Below are 18,748 nucleotides of genomic sequence, written 5' to 3'. Positions count from 1 at the left end.
GGCCGGGCTACTCTCCGGTCTCCTGACTGCTCCCGAAGGCGTGGCGCTTGATCTCCATCGCCCACTGGGGCCACTCCCGGCGCTGTTCGAGCTCCGAGACGTCGGTCTCGCCCGACATCGCCTTGATGGCCCGCGCGTCGCTCCTGTGCCAGACCGCGCCGTCCTCGTGGAACAGCCCGTTGATGATGCCGCGCTTGCGCATGTACCGGACGTAGGCCGGTTTGACCATCAGCGACCAGAAGAAGTTGCCCACGCCGTGGCGGTGGATGACCGGCGCGAGCGAGTCGTAGTCGGGCTGCCAGTTGTCGACGACGCCGGTCTCGCCCCAGCCGAAGTTGGCGACCTTCTGCCACTCGGTCAGGTACACCGGCATGTCGAGGTCCTCCCCGAGCCTCACCGCGTTCGGGAGCAGGTCGCGGTAGACGTCGCGGTTGTTCGGGAAGTTGTAGTGGAACTGGAGCACGTCGGCGCCCCAATCGACGTAGTCGGCGTTGTTGGCGAGGCTGGTCGACCCGACTGTGAGCGGGACCGACCCGCGGTTCTCGGCCATCGTCCCGAACATGCCGGCCGCGAACCGCTTCATGTTGGGGAGCCAGCCGGGCTCGTTCATCGCCTCGATGGCGAGCAGCCGGTCGTCGTCCTTCCAGCGGTCCATGAACCACCGGACGTACTCTCGGGGCCGGTCCCACTCGTCGGGGTTCTGGATGACCTCGCTCGACGGCGACTGGACCGGCGGCGCGGTCAGCGGGTCGGTGGCGTGGAGGTTCTCCTCGGTGGGCTCCTTGCCCACGCTCTCGAACAGCCCGAACAGCACCTCCATCCCCCGGTCGTCGGCCGCGGTGAGGAAGTGCTCGACGGACCGCTCGAGCGCCTCCGGGTCCTCGCGCCACTGCTCGTAGCTGATCCACGTCCGGATGGCGTTGATGTTGACCCGCTGGGCGTACCCCAGGTCGCGCTCGATGACCGACTCGTCGTAGTCGTGCCACATCTGGAACGTGTTCCACGCGCGCGCGGGCACGTAGAGCGCGCCGCGGACGTCGACCGGTTCGGCGTCGACCTGTGCCAGCCGCTCGGTCGTCGTCTCCTCGGTCGTCGGGTCGGGGGTCGCGGACGCCGGCGTCCCGGCGCCGCCACCGCTCCCGTTGTCGCGGCGCCGCCGACTCTTGAACGGGGCGGCGCAGCCTGCTGCTCCGACGAGGCCGACCGACGCGGTGGCTCCGAGGAACTGCCGACGAGTCTGCCGACGGGTCATTGGAACTCGCCACGGGGTCCCGCGGTGTAAAAGTGTCCGTACGTTGCGCGGCAGGCCCCGGTTACGCGCCCCACAAGCGGCGGTTGCCGACGCGTCAGGGTCGGACTCCGGGCGTCGAAACCGGTCGCGCCGGGGCGTCCGATTCGAGGGCGCCGCCGGCCCGGCCGGAAGTCGAGCCGATCCGGTGCGTCTCCGGTCGGTTCGGCCTCGCGGGAGGCGGGTTACCGCGTCCCCCGGAGGACGATCTCGGCGTCGCACTCGGGGCAGGCGCCGCGGTCGGGGTCGAACTCGGTCTCGCAGAACGGGCAGACGTGGGCGTCCTCGCGGTCGGCGCCGGCCGACGAGGTGTCGTCGCCGGACGGTTCGTGGCGGTCCGAGGCGACGGCGCTGGGCGGCGACCGTGAGCCGGTCGCCTCCCCCGTCTCGTCGTCCGCCGGCGCGTCCTCGTCGTCCCCTCGCAGTCCGCGCGTGATGTCTTTCAGGTCCATGTCACCGAGTCCTCGGTGCTCCGTTTCCATTGTTATGCCGGGCCTTCCCGGCCGTAAGCGGGGCCTATCGGGGGTCGCGTCCGGGGACCGCCTCACGCGCGGCGGTCGAGGCGGCGGAGCGCGACCCGGGCCGCGGCCAGCGCCAGCAGGGGCAGCGCGGCGACCGCCGCCGCGACGGCGCCGAGCAGGGCGGGCGCGACGAGCGGGCCCGGCAGGTGCGCGGGCAGGCCCGTCACGCCCGCACCGAGCGCGACCGCGAGGGCCGCGGTGGCGGTCGCGACGGTCGCGGCCGCGGCAACGAGGACGGCCCCGCGCCGGGCGGACCGGCCGGTCGCGGCGAGCGCCCGGGCGGCGGCGGTCCGCAGCGTCGTTCTCGTGGGCAGTTCGGTCGTGGGTAGCGTGTGTCGCATCGGTCTGGGTCGGGTCGGTGTCGGTCGTCGGGCGGTGCGCCGGGTTCCGCGTCGTCGGCGTCCGGCGTCGGCGTCGCCTCCGGCGGTCGGTCAGCCCGGGCGGTCGGTCAGGCCGAGCGGTCGGTCTCGACGGCGGTGACGGCCCGGACGCCGAACTGGTCGGCGACGGTCTCGCGGACCGCCGCCCGCTCGTCCTCGACCGAGTCGTCGACCCGGACGTGGAGCCGGACCGAGGCGGCGACCCGGAGGTCGTTGAGCGTCGGGGTCACCCCCGAGATGTCGACGACCTCCGTGCGGTCGACCGCGGCGCTCCGGCCCAGGACGGCGGCGACGCCGTCCCGCAGGGTGCCGTCGTCGCCGCGGGGAACGTGTACTTCGAGGTCTGCGGTCGCGTCTATCGTAGGTGCGGACATGGGTCGTGTCGGTGGTGTGGTCGGTTGGCGATCGGTGGGTCGGTGCGATCAGCGTCTGTGGGTGCGTGCTCGGACGGTCACGGATTTCGGGTGCGTGGGTCGCGGTGTGTCGGTCGTCGTTCGATCGCGGTCGGAACCGCGTCGATGCGGTCGCGGTCGGTGGCTCCCGGCGGGCTCTCGCCCGCGACCGCCGGCGGCGGCGCTGTCGGGAGCACAGATGGGTCTGGTCGGCGGGTGACCGACGCGCGACGGCGCGTCGCGGCTACCGGGTCGGTGCGCCGGAGAAGGACGTGGCCGAACGGACCACGCGCCCGACGCACGCGGCTCGCTTCCGGGTCGTGGGTTCGGGAGGAAGCGAGCCGACCCGGCGTCGCGTTGCCGACGGAGCGGGTCCGTCGGCGGCCGCGAACGCCCTACGCGGTCGGGGTGGTCCGTTCGAGGCGATACGGACTATCGCCCATGTGGGTCCCCGGCTCGGCATCGGCCACCGGAATACTCCCGGCGGCATTGCCGAACCCCTTCACTCCGGACGCGGCGCTCCCGGCGGAGCTACCGTGGGTGCGGGCACGGAGTGGGGGACAGTTCATGGGTGTATCACCTCGCGCGCCCGGTCGGTCCGGGCGGCTGAAGTGTTCAGTTCTTCAACCGGTTGTCTATTAAAACTGACTGAGCTGTGTTACCGGTAGACAATGTGTGGCGGGATCGCGGGCCCGGCCTCGCCGTCGGTGGTCGTCCTCGCCGGGTCAACCTTTATGCTTGTTACTATCTAACAATCTATCAGGAGCGACTCTCATGGCCGAGACAGCCTACCTGGCGAGCGCCCTCGCGACCGGCGCGGTGCTGCTCGCGGTCTGGGCGTTCGTCGTCCGGATGGAGAACTGGCGGCGCTACGATCCGGCGGACGGCGGGACGGTGCGCGACCTGCCGCGGTCGGCCGGCGACTCGGGGTCTATGGGGGCCTGGATCGCCGGGTTCCTCGCGATGATCCTGGTCGCCGGCGGCGGCGCGGTGCTGCTCGTGAGCGACGCGGCGTTCGCGGCCGCGGTGGGCGGCTGGACCGCGGTGGCGCTGGTGTTCGGCGGCCTGCTCGTCGGGTTCCTGCTCTGGGGCACCTACAGCTCCGCGCGGTTCCGCGGGCTGGCGAGCGCCCAGGCGGCGCTGCTGAGCCTGTGGGTGTTCGGCTCGCTGTTCGTGGCCGGCGTCGCGGTCAAGCTCGTCCTCGGAGGGTGACCGTGTCGGTCGCCGACTCGGACGTGCGGGTGCCCGACGGCGAGGCGCCGAGCCGGTGCCCCCACTGCAGCCGGCCGTTCCGGACCGAGCGACTGTGCGCGCTCCACGTCGGGGACTTCCACGCCGACGCCTGCTCGGCCGACCAGCGCCGGGCCTACGAGGACGCGCTGGAGACCGAGCGCGAGGAGCTGTTCGTCTACCACCTCAAGGTCGTCGCGGCGCTGGTCGCGGTGTACGCCGTCCTCCTGCTGACGTACATGGCGGTGTCGGCGATGCAGGCGCCGGGGTGAACACCGGGGGTCGACTCCGGGCGGCGACTCGTCTCGTCTGGAACACCGTGGCGTCAGGCGGAGCGCCGTGGCGTCAGACTGGATTGCGTGGCGTCAGGCGGGGTCGTACGCGTGCGCGCGGTCGGGAGCGTCGCCGCCTCTCGTCACGGCCAGCAGCGCCCCGTCCGCGACCGTCAGTCCCCCCGTCGGCTTGCCGGGGAGGTCGCGCTTCCACCGGGGCTTCGGCCCGTCGCTGAGGAGACCGTCGCTGCCGCCGAGGGGGTAGGCGGCCAGGTAGCCGCCCTTCGCGTCGTCCCCGTACTCGCCGCCGACGTAGAACGTGTCGCCCGCCGCGGCGGGCGCACAGGAGCCGCCGCCGGACCGGGACCACCGCTTCTCGCCGTCCCTGAGTCCGATACTCGCCGTCGACGACAGGTTCGCCCCGACGAGGCGGGAGCCCGCGGCCGCGAAGTCGTTGGCCGTGAACTCGGCGCGCCACGCGCTCGTCCCGGCGTGGGCGCCGTTCCGGAGTCGGTAGACGTAGTCGCCGAACACCGAGACGAGCACCGACCCGCCGTCCTCGACGGCGAGGTCCCGGACGCCGCCGGCGACCCGGCGCCGCCAGAGCGGGTAGAACGCCTCGCCGTCGTCGTACAGCTCGTACACCTCGCCGCCGTTCGTCCCGACGACCGCGGTTATCCGGCCCATCGCGAGCGCGGTGACCTCGCCGACTACGTCGTAGGTGTGCTCCACCGTACCGTCGGCGGCGTCGAGGACGTACACGCGCCCGGTGTCGTCGCCGGCGTAGACCCGCTCGCCGTTCCGGTTCGGGACGACGCCGGCCCGGACCGACCCGCGGGTCTCGACCGCCCACCGGACGTCGCCGGTCGCGGCGTCGAGCGCCCGGAGCCCGCGGTCGTCGGCGAACCCGGCGTAGACGGTGCCGTCGACCACCGTCGGCGAACGCGCCCACGGCTGGCCGGAGGGCGCGAACGACCAGCGCTCGTCGCCGGACGCGAGGTCGAGCGCGACGAGGCCGTCGACCGCGGGGACGAAGGCGGTGCCGTCGGCGACGACCGGCCGGTCGTTCGCGCCCGGGATCTCCACGGTCCAGCGCTCGGAGACGCCGGTCCGCGGCGCGGCGGCGTCGCGAACGTACGCGGTCGACCACCGGTCGGCGTCAGGGAACCGCCACTCGGTGGCGTCGTCGGTGCCGGGCGAGAACGACGCGTCGGTGTCGCTCTGACCCGTACAGCCCGCGAGGGTCGCGGCGCCGAGACCGGCGGTGGCGGCGAGGAACTGTCGGCGTGTGGAGGGCATCGACCGGACGATTCCCCCGCAGAAGCAAAATCCTTGTGACACGCCGGGTGGTCGAATCCCGTCGCCCCGGATTCGACCCGGACCGTGCGGCGCGGGGCCGCGGGGCCGCTGGGCCGCTCTCAGAGGATCGAGTAGGCGGCCGCGGTCGTCAGCGCCAGCGCCGCGAGCAGGCCCACGAACATCGTGAAGGCGATCGACCGGGGCTCCCACTTGAGGTGCTGGTAGTACCACGCGACCATGAGCACCTTCACGAACGACAGCGCGATGATGACCCAGAACGCGGTCCAGTAGGGTAGCCCGCCCGACTGCTCGACGAGCACCTGCGCGGTCGCGAAGGCGAACAGGACGACGTAAATCGCGGTGTAGAGTTTGAGCCTGGTCATGGTCACAGGATGTAGAACAGCGGGAACAGGAACAGCCACACGATGTCCACGAAGTGCCAGTACAGCCCGAAGTACTCGACCGGCCGGTCGTCGTCGAGGTACGCGCCGTTCCACGCCCGCCTGATGAGGTAGAGCGTGACGACGAGTCCCGCGATGACGTGCAGGCCGTGGAGTCCGGTGGTCAGGTAGAACGTCGAGGAGGCGACGTTCGTCCCGATGTCCCAGCCGTGGGGGAACGCCTCGGTGTGGACGTGGAACAGGTGGAGCCACTCCAGCGCCTTGTTGATGAGGAACGCGACCCCGAGCACGAACGTCGTCGCCAGCGACGCCACCAGGCCGAGTCGGCTCCCCCTCTCGGCCGCGACGAGCGCGAGCACGACGGTGAAGCTGCTGGTCAGCAGGATGTAGGTGTTGACGAGCCCCGGCAGCGGGACGTGGGCGGCCGGTATCAGGTGGTGCCAGTCGGTCCACCCCTCGGCCACCCGGATGAAGGCGTACGAGCCGATGAACGCCCCGAACAGCACCACGTCGCTGGCCAGGAAGATCCACACGCCGAGCTTGGTGTTCTCGACGGCCTCGAACGGCCAGCTCTCGCCGAACGGGCCGGTCGGCCCGTGGAACCGCTCGCCGGCCATCCGGACCAGCGTCCACAGCAGCGCCAGCAGACCGCCGACCGTCAGCGCGACGTAGCCCGCGCCCGCCAGCCCCGACGGGTAGCTCGCGCCCTGCATGCCCGACATGCCGAGCAGCAGCACGAACGACGAGACCCCGATGGCGAACGGCCAGACGCTGGCGTGGCTCTCGGGCTCGGACTCCTCGCCCGCGAGCGCGTCGACCTCGACGTCGGCCCCGATCGCGCCGCCGTCGGAGGCGGTCCGCGGGTCGGGGTCGCCGGGGTCGCGCTCCCCGCCGTTGGCGAGCCCCGCACCCGGCCGGAACTCCAGCGACCCGCCCGAGAACGACGGCCGGCCGGGGAAGTTCTCCAGGGGCGGCGGCGAGGGGACGGCCCACTCGGTCGTCGTCGAGTACTGCCAGGGGTTGTCGCCGGCCTCCTCGCCCGCCCACAGGCTGACCGCGAGGTTGTAGAACATCACGAGGAACGACGCCCCGAGGATGAACCCGCCGACGGTCGCGATCTGGTGCCAGGTCACGAACGCCTCGGGGTAGACGAAGTCGCGCCGGGGCGTCTCCCAGGCGACGAACATCGGGAAGTACAGCAGGTTGAACCCGACGAAGTACAGCGCGAAGTGGACCTTCCCGAGGAACTCGTCGTACATCTTGCCCGTCATCTTCGGGTACCAGTAGTAGAGGCCCCCGACCAGCGCGGTCACGCCGCCGACCATCACGTAGTGGAAGTGCGCGACCACCCAGTAGGTGCCCCGGAACTCGTAGTCGAGCACGACCGCCCCGAGGAACACGCCCGTGATGCCCCCGAGGATGAACAGGATCAGCGCGCCGAACGAGAACAGGAACGGCGTGGTGAACCGGACCCGGCCCTTGACGGTGGTGTAGATGAGCGCGAACACCATCAGGTCGAACGGCAGCGAGATGCCGATGGTGGTCGCCATGAACAGCGTCTTGATCTGGAGGTTGATCGACGTCAGGAACATGTGGTGCATCCAGACGAAGAAGCTCTGGAGCGCGACCAGCACCATCGCCGCGATGAACCACTTGCGCCCCACGAGCCGCCGCCCGGTGAACGTCTGGAAGCACTCGGCCATCACGCCCAGCGCCGGGAAGAAGACGATGTACACCTCGGGGTGGCCGAAGAACCAGAACAGGTGGGCCCACAGCAGCGACCCGGCGTGCCCCGTGGCCGCGAAGTACTGGGTGCCCAGCAGGCGGTCCGACGAGAGGATCATCAGCGCCGCCAGCAGCGCCGCGAACGCGAACAGCATCATCCACGTCGTCAGCAGGATGGTCCACGTGAACAGCGGCATCCGCCGGAGGGTCAGCCCCTCGGCGCGCATCCGGTGCATCGTCGTCAGGAAGTTCACCGAGCCGATGGTGACCGAGGCGGTGAACATCGTCAGCGCCAGCACCGCGGTGCTCGCCCCGATGTTCGGGGTGTACACCGGGAGGTTCAGCGGCGCGTACATCGTCCAGCCGCCCGCGAACGTGCTGCCCTGGAAGAACGACACGCCAAGCAGGATCCCCGAGAACAGGTAGAGCCAGTACGACAGCGCGTTCAGCCGCGGGAAGGCGAGGTCCTTCGCGCCGATCTGGAGCGGCACCACGTAGTTGGCGAACCCGAACGCGAACGGCGAGAGGAACCAGAAGATCATGATGAGCCCGTGGGCCGACACCGCCTGGTTGTACTGGAACGGTCCGAGCAGGCTCGCGCCGGGCGTCCAGAGCTGGAGCCGCATCAGCAGCGCGAGCACGCCGCCGAACACCAGGAAGAACAGCGCGGTGACGGTGTAGAGCACGCCGACGTCCTTGTGGTTGGTCGTGACCAGCCACCGCTTGATGCTCCCGGGCTCGGGCAGGTCGTGGTGGTGGTCGGCGCCGTGGGTCGCGTCGGCGTAGCCGCCGTCGGACGCCGCGCCGCCGTCGGCTGCGGTCCCGGCGTCGGGTACCTCGTCGTCGGTCATCCGACCACCCCCTGTGCGGGCGCCGGCGCAGCGGTCAGCGCGCTACCCTGCCCCGCCGGCGCGCCGAGCGCGGAGCTGTTCGACGCCGACCCGTTCGGGCTCGACGTGTTGGCGTACCACGCCTCGAACGCGTCGGGCTCCATCACCACGACGTCGGCGGTCATGTACGAGTGGCCCCGGCCGCAGAGCTCGAAGCACCGGGCCTGGTAGGTCCCCGTCTCGTTCGCCTGGAACCAGGTGTCGGTGGTCTGTCCGGGTATCGCGTCGGTCTTCACCCGCAACCCCGGTACTCCGAACGTGTGGAACACGTCGTCCGAGGTGACGGTGAGCTGGACCGTCTCGCCCGCTGGCACGCGCAGCGTGCTGGCGGTGTGGCCGTTGGGGTAGACGAACTCCCAGCCGAACCGGAAGCCGACAACGTCCACTTCGAGCCCCTGCTCGCCCTCGGCGGGCGAGTCGGCCTCCACGTACAGCAGGGTGCCGTAGGTCCACGCGATGAGCGAGACCACGATCACCGTGCTGAGGCCGAACGAGACGAACAGCTTCCGTCCGCCGCCGCCGCCGGACGGCAACTCGCCCAGGCTCGGGACGCTGTCGTCGGCCGCCCGACCGTCGCGGTCGCGGTACTTGTAGGCGTTGTACACCATGTAGCCGATGACGACGACGCCCACCAGCGTCCCCAGCGCGAGGAACACCGTGAATATTCGTTGGAACACCTCCACTCTCGTCCCCTTCGGGATGATCCCGGACTGGGCCGGGATGACCTCGTGAACGGCGACGAGTAACGCTCCGGCCAACTGAACCATGGGTGGTGATAACACGCTTCATATACTTATTGGTTCCCCACAATTATATGTTACATAGAGCAACGCTTATCCACTGTCATGTGGTAACTACCGACATGGATGGGGAGGAGTCAGAGTTCTCGACCGAACTGCCCGGCGAGGCCACGGAGGCGGCCGAACCGGACTTCGACCACCTCTGGGGCATCGTCGTCGACGGACTGATCGGCGCGGTCGGCGGCCTGGTCGGGACCGGTTCGCTGACGGTCGGGTTGCTCATCGCGGCGTCGGTCGGCGCGTTCGACATCAACGAGTTCGCCACGCTGGCCGAGCTCACCGGTCTCGACGCGCTGTTCGCGGCGAACCCGCCCGCGGTCGGCTACGTGCTGTTCCTGCTGACCGGGATGGTGATGTGGCCGCTGCTGTTCGCGTCGATCGGGTCGTACCTGCCCGGCGAGAAGTACGCCGTCAAGGGCATCCCGTTCGGGTTCGTGCTCTGGACCGGGTTCGCGCCCGCGTTCTACGTCGACTACACGGGGCTGACGCTGGCGCTGTACCTGGTGCTGACGCTCGGCGCGCACTTCTCGTACGGGTTCACGCTCGGGGCGGTGTTCGACTACCTCGGCGACAGGCCCGAGACGCTCGTGTAGCGGGGTCGCGCCGCACGACTGGGGCCGCCCCGCACAACTGGACCGCCCCGAAGACGTTCGGCGCAACGCACCTGGCGGCCCTGCTCTTTGCTCCGGTATGAACACCCAGGCGCTCGGACTCGTCTTCGGCATCCTCGGCTTCGCGGTCGGATTCGCCCTCGGCGGCGTGGCGACCGCGACGCTCGCCGGAATTTTCGGATTCTTCGGCGGCAAGGTCGCCGACAGCTTGACGAGAACGGTCGCGGCCGAGTGAGCGCGCCTCCCGAGTCGCTCGCTGGAGACGTATCGACTACTCCCCCTCGTCCGACTCGCCGCCGCCGCCGTCCGCGAGCGCGGTCTCGACCTTCCGCTCGAACCACGCCCACTCGGGCGTCCGGAGGCCGTCGTCCGCCAGATTCCACGGGTCGGGGTCCTCGACCCGAGGCGCCTCCAGCCACGAGGTGACGACGTTCCAGACGAAGACGAGCTGGCCGAGCGCGAGCAGGTACACCCCGACCGTCGCGACCTGGTGGAGGTCCGCGAAGTAGGCCGCGGGGCCGACCGTCAGGTCGTAGCCCGCGTACCGGCGGGGCATCCCGCCGTAGCCCAGCAGGATCATCGGGAAGAAGGTGACGTTGGTGCCGACCATCGACAGCCAGAAGTGCCACCTCGCGAGGGTGCGCTGGTACATCCGGCCGGTGAACAGCGGGAACCAGTAGTAGACGGCCGCGAACACCGCGAACGCGATGCCGCCCATGATGACATAGTGGAAGTGCGCGACCACGTGGTAGGTGTCGTGCAGCACCAGGTCGACCGGGATCGCCGCCTCGAACACGCCCGTCACGCCGCCCACGATGAAGTTCGCCACGAAGCCGACGCAGAACAGCATCGGTGCCGCGAGCCGCACCCGCCCGTTCCACATCGTCGTGATCCAGTTGAACGTCTTGACCGCGCTCGGCACCGCGATGGCGATGGAGACCGCCATGAACGACGCCCGGATGCGCGGGTCGATGCCGGTCGCGAACATGTGGTGGGCCCAGACGCCGAACGACAGCACGCCGAGCGCGAGTGTCGAGTACACCACGAACTTGAACCCGAACAGCTTCCGGCCCGCGAACCGCGGCAGGATGAGGCTCACCAGGCCCATCGGGGGAGAACGAGAATATAGACCTCCGGGTGGCCGAAGAACCAGAAGAGGTGCTGCCACAGGATGGGCCCGCCGCCCTCCGCCGCGAAGAAGGCGGTCCCGAAGTTGCGGTCGAGCAGCAGCATGACGAGCGCGCTGCCGAGCAACGGGAACGAGAACAGGATCTGGCCGGACTGGACCAGCACGGTCCACGAGAACAGGTCGAGGCTCGCCCAGGTCACCTCCTCGCCGCGCTCGGCGAAGATGGTCGCGATGAAGTTGATCGCCCCCATCGTCGCCGAGACGCCCGAGAGGTGCAGCCCCAGCAGCATGAGGTCGACGCCGGGATTGGCCTGTTCGACCGACAGCGGCGGGTACATCGTCCACGCCGTCTGGGCGCCCGAGATGTCACCGAGAAACGGCTCCAAGAGGACGCCGCCCCAGATGAGCAGGGCCGCGGGCGGGAGGAGCCAGAAGGCGATGGCGTTGATCCGGGGAAACGCCATGTCGTCGGCCCCGATCAACAGCGGGACGAAGTAGTTCGAGATCGCCGCCAGGACCGGCGTCCCGAACAGGAACAGCATCGTGATGCCGTGAGTGGTCAGCAGCGCGTTGTAGAAGTTCGCCCCCAGCAGGTCCACCGGCGGGGTCACGAGCTCGGTCCGCATCAGCAGGACCGCGACCCCGCCCCAGGCGAACGAGACGAGCGCGAAGACGCCGTAGAGCAGTCCGATGTCCCTGTGGTCGACGGTCGTCAGCCAGCGGAGCAGCCCCGAGGGTTTCTCCGTCCCGGTCTCGGTCGCCTCCGCGTCGGTCCGGCCGCCGGCGGGCGCGTAGGAGTGCCAGTCCTCCAGTCTCGCGACCCACCAGCCCACCCCGACCAGCAGGAGGCCCGTCGCCACGGCGAGGATCGGTCGAATCGCTACCATGTGGACCTCCTTCCGGGGGTACCGCCGTGGAACTTGTCCGGCACATGTTCGGTCGGGTCACGTACCGTTCTGCGCGGGGACTCCCGGCGCACCGCCGCTGCGGATTCAGTATATCGAAATACGGTTTATCAGTGCGGGCGGCGACGCGGCCGAATATTCCGTGGGTCTAACGGACTCCACCAGTCGGTTATTCCCACAGAATTATAAGCGAAGCGTGAGAAGCGGCGAACCACCCGAGAATGCCGCGCTTAGAATCCACGACTGCCGGAGTTTGCGGCCTTCCCCGACCGAACGACTCCAGCAGGGGGGACTGCCCGTGAGCGGGACCGCCGAATCGACGGCCAAGGAATCAAGCGACCCCTTCGCGGACGTGCGCTGGCCGACCTGCTCGCTCGACGACTTCCGCGAGCTCTACTGGGACGTCGTCGCACCCCGACTCGATGCCGCGGGGCGCGACCCCGAGGCCCACCGCCCCACCCACCAGTGGTTCCGCGAGGAGGGGCTCCGGGCGTTCCTCGCGGCGCTCCGGCGCCACCACGACCGGTCGTTCGGCGAGTTCTGGCGCGAGGACCTGGGGCTGGGCGACGACACCGGCTACGACTGGGCGACCGACCACGACCCGACCCTGGAGGCGCTCCGCGGGTTCCTCGACAGCCGGCGGTCGCGCCACTCGCTCCGGGAGTCGTCGATCGCCGCCAAGCGCGGCCGGCTCAACCTCTACGTCAGGGCCTACCGCGAGGCCAACGGCGACGACGACCTGCTCTCGCCGGTGGCGACCGATTCGGGCGTCCCCACCCACGAGGCGGTCCACGCCTGCTACGCCGCGTTCGACTGGCTCAACGACCGGGAGTACGGCGCCCGGACGAAGACCCGGGTCCGGAGCGTGGTCGACGACTGGTACCAGCACCTGGTGGGCCGGCGCCTCGCGGCGGTCAACCCCGCAACGGGGCTCTACGACGAGTTCAAGTGGCAGGTCGCGGAGTCCGACCCCGCACGGCTCTCCACCTCGCACGTGCGCGCGCTCGTCCGGGCCGCCGACTCGCCCCACGAGCGCCTGCTGGTCGTCGCGCTCGCGGCGTGGGGACTCCGGGCCAACGAGGTGGCCGCCCTCCACGTGTCGCAGTTCGTCCGGGACGTCGACGACGGGGAAGTGCCGTACGTCACCTTCGCCGAGCGGAAGAACGGGCCGGGCGAGGTGAATCTGGTCTACGGGCTCGACGCGCTCGACGACCGCCTCGACGAGCTGGCCGCCCGCGAGGGCTGGTCGGGCTACCTGTTTCCCTCGGAGCAGGGCGCCGACCCCCACGCGACCCGCGAGACCATCTGGTCGCGGTTCCGCGGGCTGGCCGAGCGGGCCGGCCTGCCCGAGGAGATCGACGGCGAGCGCCCGAGTCCGCAGCTCTGCCGGCGGTACTGGTACGACACGTACACGTCGGCGCTGGAGGCGGTCCTCGAGGGGCTCGAGGACATCGCTGCCGAGCAGGGCAGCGACGACCCGCGGGTGGTCCTCTCGAACTACCTCTCGGAGGAGCGCTCCCGGAAGGTCCGCCGGGAGTTCATGCGCCGGGAACTGGCGGCGGCGTTCGAGGGGTAAATCATTAACTGCTATACGGAACTGAGCGGGTGCCGAGTCACGCTTCGGGTCCGTACACGCTTCACCTGGACTGGAAATATTGACGTTGCTCCGCGGACCTCGTTCGGACGAACGGATTCATGGACGACTCCACCTCACCGCCCTCGGCCGAGCGCGTGCGGAGGCTCGTCGAGCAGGGCGCGACCGACGAGGCCGTCGCGGCGCTCGATCGGTTGCGGTCGGCGTCGGTCGCGGAGCGCAAGGAGGCGATGCAGTCGCTCCGGTCGAGCGCCGGCGACCTCGCCCGCGCCCCGGCCCCCGTGCGCACCGCTCTGGCGGCGTTTCTCGAGGACCCGGACCGGTCGGTGCGGCTCTCGGCCGCGAAAGCGCTCGTCGCGGTCGCGGAGGCGGCGCCGGAGGCGGCCGCCCCGGTCGTCCCGCCGCTCGCCGACCGCCTCGCCGACGACGGCGAGTTCTACTTCGTCCGGGCGCGAGCGGCCGAGGCGCTGGGGTACGTCGCGCTGGAGCGCCCCGACGACGTCGCCTCTCCGGAGACGCTGGCCGACCTCCGGGTCGGCCTGTCGCTGGACGAGCCCGAGGTCCGCGAGAAGCTCGCGAAGGCGCTCGAACACGTCGCGCTCGGCGACCCCGACCGGCTCCGCCACCGGGCGGCGGACCTGGCCGAGCACCTCGACGACGGGACCGACCTCGTGCGCTATCACCTGTGTACCGCGCTCGCGGTCGTCGGGTGCGAGCACCCCGCGGCGCTCGCCGACGCCCGCGACGCCCTCTGCGCGCGACTGGCCGACGAGAACCCCTACGTCCGGGGCCGGGCCGCCGAGGCGCTCGGACTGCTCGGGCGGGCGCCGGAGGGCGACCTCACCGTCCCGCGCTCGGACCTCGCGGAACTGACCGACGACGAGACGTTCGTCGCCGAGCGCGCCCGGTACGCCGTCGGCGCGACGGACGACGAGCCGCGCCCGGACGGAGCCCCGGACGACGTCGGCTCCGTGGCGGCGATCCGGGAGACGACCGCCGACGTCGCCGACGACGTGGCGTCGCCCGACGGCGACGCGTGTCCCGGTTGCGGGCTCGAACTCCCCGAGGCGGGGCCGCCGCTGTGTCCGCGGTGCGGCGCGCCGCGGTGACTCCGGCCGGGTTTAGGCGCGCCGAAAAGACGAAATCTCTTTATCGGTTTAGGCGAACCTAAACCTCATGGCGCGAGATTCGCGGTGCGACTCGACCAGGCGTCGACTGCTGAGAACGGGCGCGGCCGTGGGCCTCGGCGGTCTGCTCGCGGGCTGTGCTGGGCGGAGCGAGACGGGCTCGTCGACCGGATCGACTACCGACGCGGCGACGACCACGGAAGCGTCGACCGGCGGGAACGACGCCACGACCGAATCGTCGGGCTCGTACTCGGTGCGGATGGAGCCGGTCGGCGCCGTCGAGTTCGACGAACCGCCCGAGACGTGGTTCCCGTACACGGCCGACTACGCCGACATGGGCGTCGCGCTCGGGCGGGCCGACGGCCTGTCGGCCATCGGCGTCAAGGCGCGGTTCGGTTCCCACCTCTACGAGCAGCTCCCCGGCGTCTCCGTCGACAAGGGCGCTCTCACCCAGCTCTGGCAGGAGGGAACCGACAAGGAGGTCTTCTACGAGCTCGACGCCGACCTCCACGTCATCGACCCCAACTTCATGCGCAACCGGCTGCAGTGGAAGCGGGCCGACGTCGACGAGATCCGGGAGAACGTCGCGCCGTTCCTCGGCAACACCGTCTTCACGCGGGCGTACGAGTGGCACGACTACCCCTACTACTCGATGTACGAGGCCTTCGAGAAGCTGGCCGAGGTCTTCCAGCGGCGGGCGCGCTACGAGGCGTTCAAGCAGTATCACGACGAGGTGCTGGCGGACGTCAGGTCGCGCCTCCCCGACGAGACGCCCGACGTGGCCGTCCTGTACCCCGCCGACGTGCCCCCGGAGGCCTTCTACCCGTACCTGATCGGGGGCGGCACCCAGTCGAAGCACTGGAACGACCTCCGGGTCGGCGACGCGCTGGCGAAGCACGGCGTCACCGACGCCCAGGCCGGCGGCGGCACCGTCGACTTCGAGACCCTGCTGGAGATCGACCCCGACGCGCTCGCCGTCCGGCTCCAGGGCGAGGTTACCCAGGGGTACTTCGAGCGCGAGATCGACTCCCACCTGGAGGACCACCCTATCGCCGGCGAGCTCACCGCGGTGCGGAACGACCGGGTCGTCTACGGCGGGCTGACGTACCAGGGGCCGATCGTCCACCTCTTCCAGCTCGAACGCGCGGCCCGGGGGCTCTACCCCGACGAGTTCGGCGGCGAGCAGCTGTTCGACCGCCAGCGGGTGGCCGACATCGTGACGGGGGACGTCTGACGATGGCCGGCGGCGACTCCCCCACCGACCCCGAGACGCAGGGTGGAACCGACGCGGGTGCCGACTCCCGAACGACGACCGACGGGGGTGGCGCCGACCGCCAGCACGACCGGGACCGGGCCCACGACTGCGACCGGGACGTCGCCGTCGTCGGCGGCGGGCCCGCGGGCTGCTCGGCCGGCGTGTTCGCCGCCCGATACGGCCTCGACGCGGTCGTCTTCGACCGGGGCCGCTCCTCGATCCAGCAGTGTGCGGTCCTCGAGAACTACCCCGGCTTCCCCGGCGGCGTCGGCATCGAGACGTTCTACGATTTGCTGCACGACCACGTCGAGGAGGCCGGCTGTGATCTCGTGTCCGACATGGTCGAGTCGGTCTCCCGCGCCGACGGCGAGGGCTTCGTCGTCGAGACCCAGGAGGGCCGGCGCGTCACGGCTCGGCGGGTCGTCGCCGCCACGCGGTACGGCGGCGAGTACCTCCGCGGCCTCGACGACGAGGGCGCCATGTTCGAGACCCACTCCCGCGGCGGCGAGGCCCACGAGCGCTTCGACCGGGAGTACGCCGACCGCGACGGCCGGACGCCGGTCGAGGGCCTCTACGTCGCCTCGCCCTCCGCGGAGGCCGACCGCCAGGCGGTCGTGGCCGCGGGCCGGGGCGCGCGGGTGGCGCTGACGGTCCTCGCCGACGTCCGGCGCGGCCGGGGCTACCCCGACGCATTCGCCGACCACTACGACTGGCTGCGCAGGGAGGCCGAACTCGACGGCGAGTGGAGCGACCGCGAGCGGTGGCGCGAGTGGTTCGCCGACCGGACCCCCGCGGACGCCGACGTCCCCGAGGACCGCCTCGCCGACCTCCGCGAGCGCGAGATCGACCGGCGGTTCGACACGTACCTCGGTGACGACGAGATCGAGCGCCGGGTCGCTCGCGGTCAGCGGCGCCTGCTCGACCACGTCGACGACGAGTACATCCTCGAGGCCGCGCGCGAGATCGAGGCCGCGGACGAGGCACCGGAGACCCGCGACTGATCAGACGGACTCGTCGGGACTCTGTCGGAGGCGGGTCGCGAGAAAAAGCCGCCGATACGTCTGTACCGTCGCACGCGCGATGCGGTGGCTCGTATCGTCTACGCGTTGTTCATCCGCTTGCTCGTCGTCTCCCCGCACTCCAGGCACTCCGCGACCCGGTACGGTTCGCGCGAGAACTCGGTGTTCTCGGACTTCTTGCTCTCGGTCTGTATCTCGATGGTGACGTCGTGGGGCGTCGCCTCGCCGCACGCTTCGCAGGTCTCCACGGTCTCCGAGAACGCCGAACTTGGTGTGGTCATTTGGTGTTCCCCCGTTCGACTCCTCGCGCTACTGGCCCATGAAGTGGTAACTCGGTTGAACCGCGTTTCGCGCGTTCGAACGGTTCCGTGTCGGGACAAGCCGGGGTTTGCAACGGTAGCTCTCGGTTCGGCGGACAGTTCACGCGCCGTTCAAACGTTTCACCGTTCCGGAACCGTCGCGCGGACCCGACCTTGCATAGTAACGCTCTGCTAATCCCGGGGCGGGCGCCCCGTAACCGGCAAGCGACGCCGCGACCCGGCGCCGCGACCTGTCGTCGGACGGCGGGAACTCCACGCTTTTACGCACGCCGCCCGTACGGTCGCCGGTGTCAGGGAGGACAGACGTCGCCGACGGGATCGTCGCGCGGCGACGGAACGCGGTGTTGACGTGGGCGCTGGTCGCGTGCGTCGCGGTCGCCGCGGCGGCCAGCGCGAGCGACGGCGACCCCCTCTGGGCCGGCCTGGGGGTCGCGGCCGTCGCGGTGACGCTGGTCCCGGCGGTCGCCTACCGGCGCTGGACCGCGACGCTCCCGTGGGAGGTGTCGGTGTTCGTCGCGGTTCCCTATACCCTCCAGGCGGTCGACCCGGTCCTGCCGCGGTCGGTCGCGACGTTCCTGGTGGTGCCGGCGCTCGCGCTGGCGGTCGCGGTCGAGTTCGACGCGTTCACCCGGGTGGAGATGTCGCCCGCCTTCGCGGTCGCGTTCGTGGTCACCGCGACGATGGCGGCCGCGGGCGCGTGGGCGGTCGTCCAGTGGGTCGCGGACGTGACGCTCGGTACGAGCGCGCTCCGGGGGCTCTACCACGTGATGTGGTCGCTGACCGCCGCGACCGGGGTCGGCGTCCTCGCCGGGGTCGCCTTCGCCGCGTACTTCCGGCGGGTCGACCGCGAGCGCCTCGCCTTCTCGACCGCCCGAGCCGGCGAGCGCTCGTCCGACGACCCGATCCGCGAGCGCGCCCGGGCCGAGTCGGCGGCGTCGGCCCACCCCCGCCAGCGCCAGGTCGTCCGCGCGTTCCAGGTCGCGCTGGTCGCGGTCCTGCTGGCGGGCCTCTACGAGCGCAGCGTCGCGACCGTGGTCAACGCCTCGATCGCGCTCGCGGTGATGGAACTGCCGGGGCTGCTCGAGCGCGACCTGGGGCTCCCAATCGACCTCCGGCTCACGCTCTGGATCGTCGTCCCGGTGTTCCTCCACGCGCTCGGCTCGTTCGGGCTGTACGGCGCCATCGCGCTCTGGGACAACCTCACCCACGCGCTGTCGTCGTCGCTGGTCGCGGCCGCGGGGTACGCCACGGTCCGGGCGTTCGACGTCCACGACCCGGCCGTGTTCTTCCCCCGGAAGTTCGTCGCGGCGTTCATCCTGATCTTCACGATGGCGTTCGGCGTGCTCTGGGAGCTGCTGGAGTTCGGCCTCGACGGCCTGGCGTCCTGGACCGGCACGACCAGCGTGCTCGCCCAGCACGGGCTGGCCAACACCATGACCGACCTGGTGTTCGACTGCGCGGGCGCGGCGGTGGTCGCGGTCTGGGGCGGGGCGTACCTCGCCGGCGTCTCGCGGTCGCTGGCCGAGCGACTCGCGACCGACGAGCGCCGGTCGGACTGATCGCCCACCGGTTGCCCGACTTCCGTCCCGC

At 70.8% G+C, this 18,748-nt stretch carries 18 protein-coding genes and 1 pseudogene; 9 read left to right on the top strand and 10 right to left on the bottom strand.

All coding sequences use genetic code 11. The annotated features are described in order from the left end of the window. Positions 1-7: 7 nt before the first annotated feature. The 4 genes from ACQUQF_RS23745 to ACQUQF_RS23730 all read right to left on the bottom strand — a co-directional run bounded on the left by ACQUQF_RS23745 (position 8) and on the right by ACQUQF_RS23730 (position 2,563). Complete coding sequence (locus ACQUQF_RS23745; RefSeq protein ID WP_435181861.1) at positions 8-1,252, bottom strand: glycoside hydrolase; 1,245 nt, start codon at positions 1,250-1,252, stop codon at positions 8-10. A 221-nt stretch (positions 1,253-1,473) separates the two neighbouring features. Further along, positions 1,474-1,740 (bottom strand): hypothetical protein, encoded by a 267-nt coding sequence (locus ACQUQF_RS23740; RefSeq protein ID WP_435181858.1) that lies wholly within the window; start codon positions 1,738-1,740, stop codon positions 1,474-1,476. 92 nt (positions 1,741-1,832) lie between these two features. Next, positions 1,833-2,150 carry a hypothetical protein gene (locus ACQUQF_RS23735; RefSeq protein ID WP_435181856.1) on the bottom strand — a complete coding sequence of 106 codons (318 nt, stop codon included), beginning with the start codon at positions 2,148-2,150 and terminating at the stop codon, positions 1,833-1,835. A gap of 107 nt (positions 2,151-2,257) precedes the next feature. Continuing rightward, positions 2,258-2,563, bottom strand: a complete 306-nt coding sequence (locus ACQUQF_RS23730; protein WP_435181855.1) for a hypothetical protein — start codon at positions 2,561-2,563, stop codon at positions 2,258-2,260. 792 nt (positions 2,564-3,355) lie between these two features. Between ACQUQF_RS23730 and ACQUQF_RS23725 the strand changes: the two genes are divergently transcribed. Both ACQUQF_RS23725 and ACQUQF_RS23720 read left to right on the top strand, forming a co-directional pair. Then, a complete protein-coding gene (locus tag ACQUQF_RS23725; protein WP_435181854.1) occupies positions 3,356-3,793 on the top strand; it encodes a hypothetical protein in 438 nt (145 codons plus the stop codon). A 2-nt stretch (positions 3,794-3,795) separates the two neighbouring features. Beyond that, positions 3,796-4,083, top strand: coding sequence for a DUF7410 domain-containing protein (locus ACQUQF_RS23720; protein WP_435181853.1), 288 nt, complete (start codon positions 3,796-3,798; stop codon positions 4,081-4,083). A gap of 93 nt (positions 4,084-4,176) precedes the next feature. On the opposite strand, the gene ACQUQF_RS23715 is transcribed toward ACQUQF_RS23720, so the two are convergent. The 4 genes from ACQUQF_RS23715 to coxB all read right to left on the bottom strand — a co-directional run bounded on the left by ACQUQF_RS23715 (position 4,177) and on the right by coxB (position 9,165). Continuing rightward, complete coding sequence (locus ACQUQF_RS23715; RefSeq protein ID WP_435181851.1) at positions 4,177-5,382, bottom strand: PQQ-binding-like beta-propeller repeat protein; 1,206 nt, start codon at positions 5,380-5,382, stop codon at positions 4,177-4,179. 119 nt (positions 5,383-5,501) lie between these two features. Next, the gene (locus ACQUQF_RS23710) at positions 5,502-5,765 is read right to left on the bottom strand and encodes a cytochrome C oxidase subunit IV family protein (RefSeq protein WP_435181849.1); all 264 of its coding nucleotides are present in this window, start codon (positions 5,763-5,765) and stop codon (positions 5,502-5,504) included. 2 nt (positions 5,766-5,767) lie between these two features. Further along, positions 5,768-8,359 (bottom strand): cbb3-type cytochrome c oxidase subunit I, encoded by a 2,592-nt coding sequence (locus ACQUQF_RS23705; RefSeq protein ID WP_435181847.1) that lies wholly within the window; start codon positions 8,357-8,359, stop codon positions 5,768-5,770. Continuing rightward, on the bottom strand, positions 8,356-9,165 hold the full coding sequence (gene coxB / locus ACQUQF_RS23700; RefSeq protein ID WP_435181844.1) for a cytochrome c oxidase subunit II: 810 nt from the start codon (positions 9,163-9,165) through the stop codon (positions 8,356-8,358). Before coxB ends, ACQUQF_RS23705 begins: the two co-directional genes overlap by 4 nt. Before the next feature lie 95 nt (positions 9,166-9,260). Between coxB and ACQUQF_RS23695 the strand changes: the two genes are divergently transcribed. Both ACQUQF_RS23695 and ACQUQF_RS23690 read left to right on the top strand, forming a co-directional pair. Further along, positions 9,261-9,791 (top strand): DUF6789 family protein, encoded by a 531-nt coding sequence (locus ACQUQF_RS23695; protein WP_435181842.1) that lies wholly within the window; start codon positions 9,261-9,263, stop codon positions 9,789-9,791. A gap of 97 nt (positions 9,792-9,888) precedes the next feature. Next, complete coding sequence (locus tag ACQUQF_RS23690; RefSeq protein WP_435181841.1) at positions 9,889-10,044, top strand: hypothetical protein; 156 nt, start codon at positions 9,889-9,891, stop codon at positions 10,042-10,044. Between the two features lie 36 nt (positions 10,045-10,080). Here ACQUQF_RS23690 and ACQUQF_RS23685 read toward each other — a convergent pair. Further along, positions 10,081-11,825: pseudogene (locus ACQUQF_RS23685) on the bottom strand (cbb3-type cytochrome c oxidase subunit I). Between the two features lie 316 nt (positions 11,826-12,141). Between ACQUQF_RS23685 and ACQUQF_RS23680 the strand changes: the two are divergent. From ACQUQF_RS23680 to ACQUQF_RS23665, 4 genes are all read left to right on the top strand, one after another. Further along, positions 12,142-13,419: a tyrosine-type recombinase/integrase gene (locus tag ACQUQF_RS23680; protein ID WP_435181840.1), complete on the top strand. Its 1,278-nt coding sequence runs from the start codon at positions 12,142-12,144 to the stop codon at positions 13,417-13,419. 119 nt (positions 13,420-13,538) lie between these two features. Beyond that, a complete protein-coding gene (locus tag ACQUQF_RS23675; RefSeq protein WP_435181838.1) occupies positions 13,539-14,546 on the top strand; it encodes a HEAT repeat domain-containing protein in 1,008 nt (335 codons plus the stop codon). A gap of 67 nt (positions 14,547-14,613) precedes the next feature. Then, positions 14,614-15,798: an ABC transporter substrate-binding protein gene (locus ACQUQF_RS23670; RefSeq protein WP_435181836.1), complete on the top strand. Its 1,185-nt coding sequence runs from the start codon at positions 14,614-14,616 to the stop codon at positions 15,796-15,798. Between the two features lie 2 nt (positions 15,799-15,800). Further along, the gene (locus ACQUQF_RS23665) at positions 15,801-16,820 is read left to right on the top strand and encodes an NAD(P)/FAD-dependent oxidoreductase (RefSeq protein ID WP_435181835.1); all 1,020 of its coding nucleotides are present in this window, start codon (positions 15,801-15,803) and stop codon (positions 16,818-16,820) included. A 98-nt stretch (positions 16,821-16,918) separates the two neighbouring features. Here the strand turns inward: ACQUQF_RS23665 and ACQUQF_RS23660 are convergent, their stop codons facing one another. Next, positions 16,919-17,119 (bottom strand): hypothetical protein, encoded by a 201-nt coding sequence (locus ACQUQF_RS23660; RefSeq protein WP_435181833.1) that lies wholly within the window; start codon positions 17,117-17,119, stop codon positions 16,919-16,921. 326 nt (positions 17,120-17,445) lie between these two features. Between ACQUQF_RS23660 and ACQUQF_RS23655 the strand changes: the two genes are divergently transcribed. Then, positions 17,446-18,717, top strand: a complete 1,272-nt coding sequence (locus tag ACQUQF_RS23655) for a hypothetical protein (RefSeq protein WP_435181832.1) — start codon at positions 17,446-17,448, stop codon at positions 18,715-18,717. The last annotated feature ends 31 nt before the right edge of the window (positions 18,718-18,748 follow it).

The organism is Halorussus sp. AFM4 (assembly GCF_051194995.1).
Taxonomy (GTDB): domain Archaea; phylum Halobacteriota; class Halobacteria; order Halobacteriales; family Haladaptataceae; genus Halorussus.
The sequence above is the reverse complement of the archived record's forward strand: the minus strand, read 5'-3'. Positions and strand labels throughout refer to the sequence as shown.

What these genes read in the sequence shown, in the direction of transcription:
- ACQUQF_RS23745 (WP_435181861.1), bottom strand. Translation starts at nt 1,252, where the DNA reads ATGACCCGTCGGCAGACTCGTCGGCAGTTCCTCGGAGCCACCGCGTCG.
- ACQUQF_RS23740 (WP_435181858.1), bottom strand. Translation starts at nt 1,740, where the DNA reads ATGGACCTGAAAGACATCACGCGCGGACTGCGAGGGGACGACGAGGAC.
- ACQUQF_RS23735 (WP_435181856.1), bottom strand. Translation starts at nt 2,150, where the DNA reads ATGCGACACACGCTACCCACGACCGAACTGCCCACGAGAACGACGCTG.
- ACQUQF_RS23730 (WP_435181855.1), bottom strand. Translation starts at nt 2,563, where the DNA reads ATGTCCGCACCTACGATAGACGCGACCGCAGACCTCGAAGTACACGTT.
- ACQUQF_RS23725 (WP_435181854.1), top strand. Translation starts at nt 3,356, where the DNA reads ATGGCCGAGACAGCCTACCTGGCGAGCGCCCTCGCGACCGGCGCGGTG.
- ACQUQF_RS23715 (WP_435181851.1), bottom strand. Translation starts at nt 5,382, where the DNA reads ATGCCCTCCACACGCCGACAGTTCCTCGCCGCCACCGCCGGTCTCGGC.
- ACQUQF_RS23710 (WP_435181849.1), bottom strand. Translation starts at nt 5,765, where the DNA reads ATGACCAGGCTCAAACTCTACACCGCGATTTACGTCGTCCTGTTCGCC.
- ACQUQF_RS23705 (WP_435181847.1), bottom strand. Translation starts at nt 8,359, where the DNA reads ATGACCGACGACGAGGTACCCGACGCCGGGACCGCAGCCGACGGCGGC.
- coxB (WP_435181844.1), bottom strand. Translation starts at nt 9,165, where the DNA reads ATGGTTCAGTTGGCCGGAGCGTTACTCGTCGCCGTTCACGAGGTCATC.
- ACQUQF_RS23695 (WP_435181842.1), top strand. Translation starts at nt 9,261, where the DNA reads ATGGATGGGGAGGAGTCAGAGTTCTCGACCGAACTGCCCGGCGAGGCC.
- ACQUQF_RS23690 (WP_435181841.1), top strand. Translation starts at nt 9,889, where the DNA reads ATGAACACCCAGGCGCTCGGACTCGTCTTCGGCATCCTCGGCTTCGCG.
- ACQUQF_RS23675 (WP_435181838.1), top strand. Translation starts at nt 13,539, where the DNA reads ATGGACGACTCCACCTCACCGCCCTCGGCCGAGCGCGTGCGGAGGCTC.
- ACQUQF_RS23670 (WP_435181836.1), top strand. Translation starts at nt 14,614, where the DNA reads ATGGCGCGAGATTCGCGGTGCGACTCGACCAGGCGTCGACTGCTGAGA.
- ACQUQF_RS23665 (WP_435181835.1), top strand. Translation starts at nt 15,801, where the DNA reads ATGGCCGGCGGCGACTCCCCCACCGACCCCGAGACGCAGGGTGGAACC.
- ACQUQF_RS23660 (WP_435181833.1), bottom strand. Translation starts at nt 17,119, where the DNA reads ATGACCACACCAAGTTCGGCGTTCTCGGAGACCGTGGAGACCTGCGAA.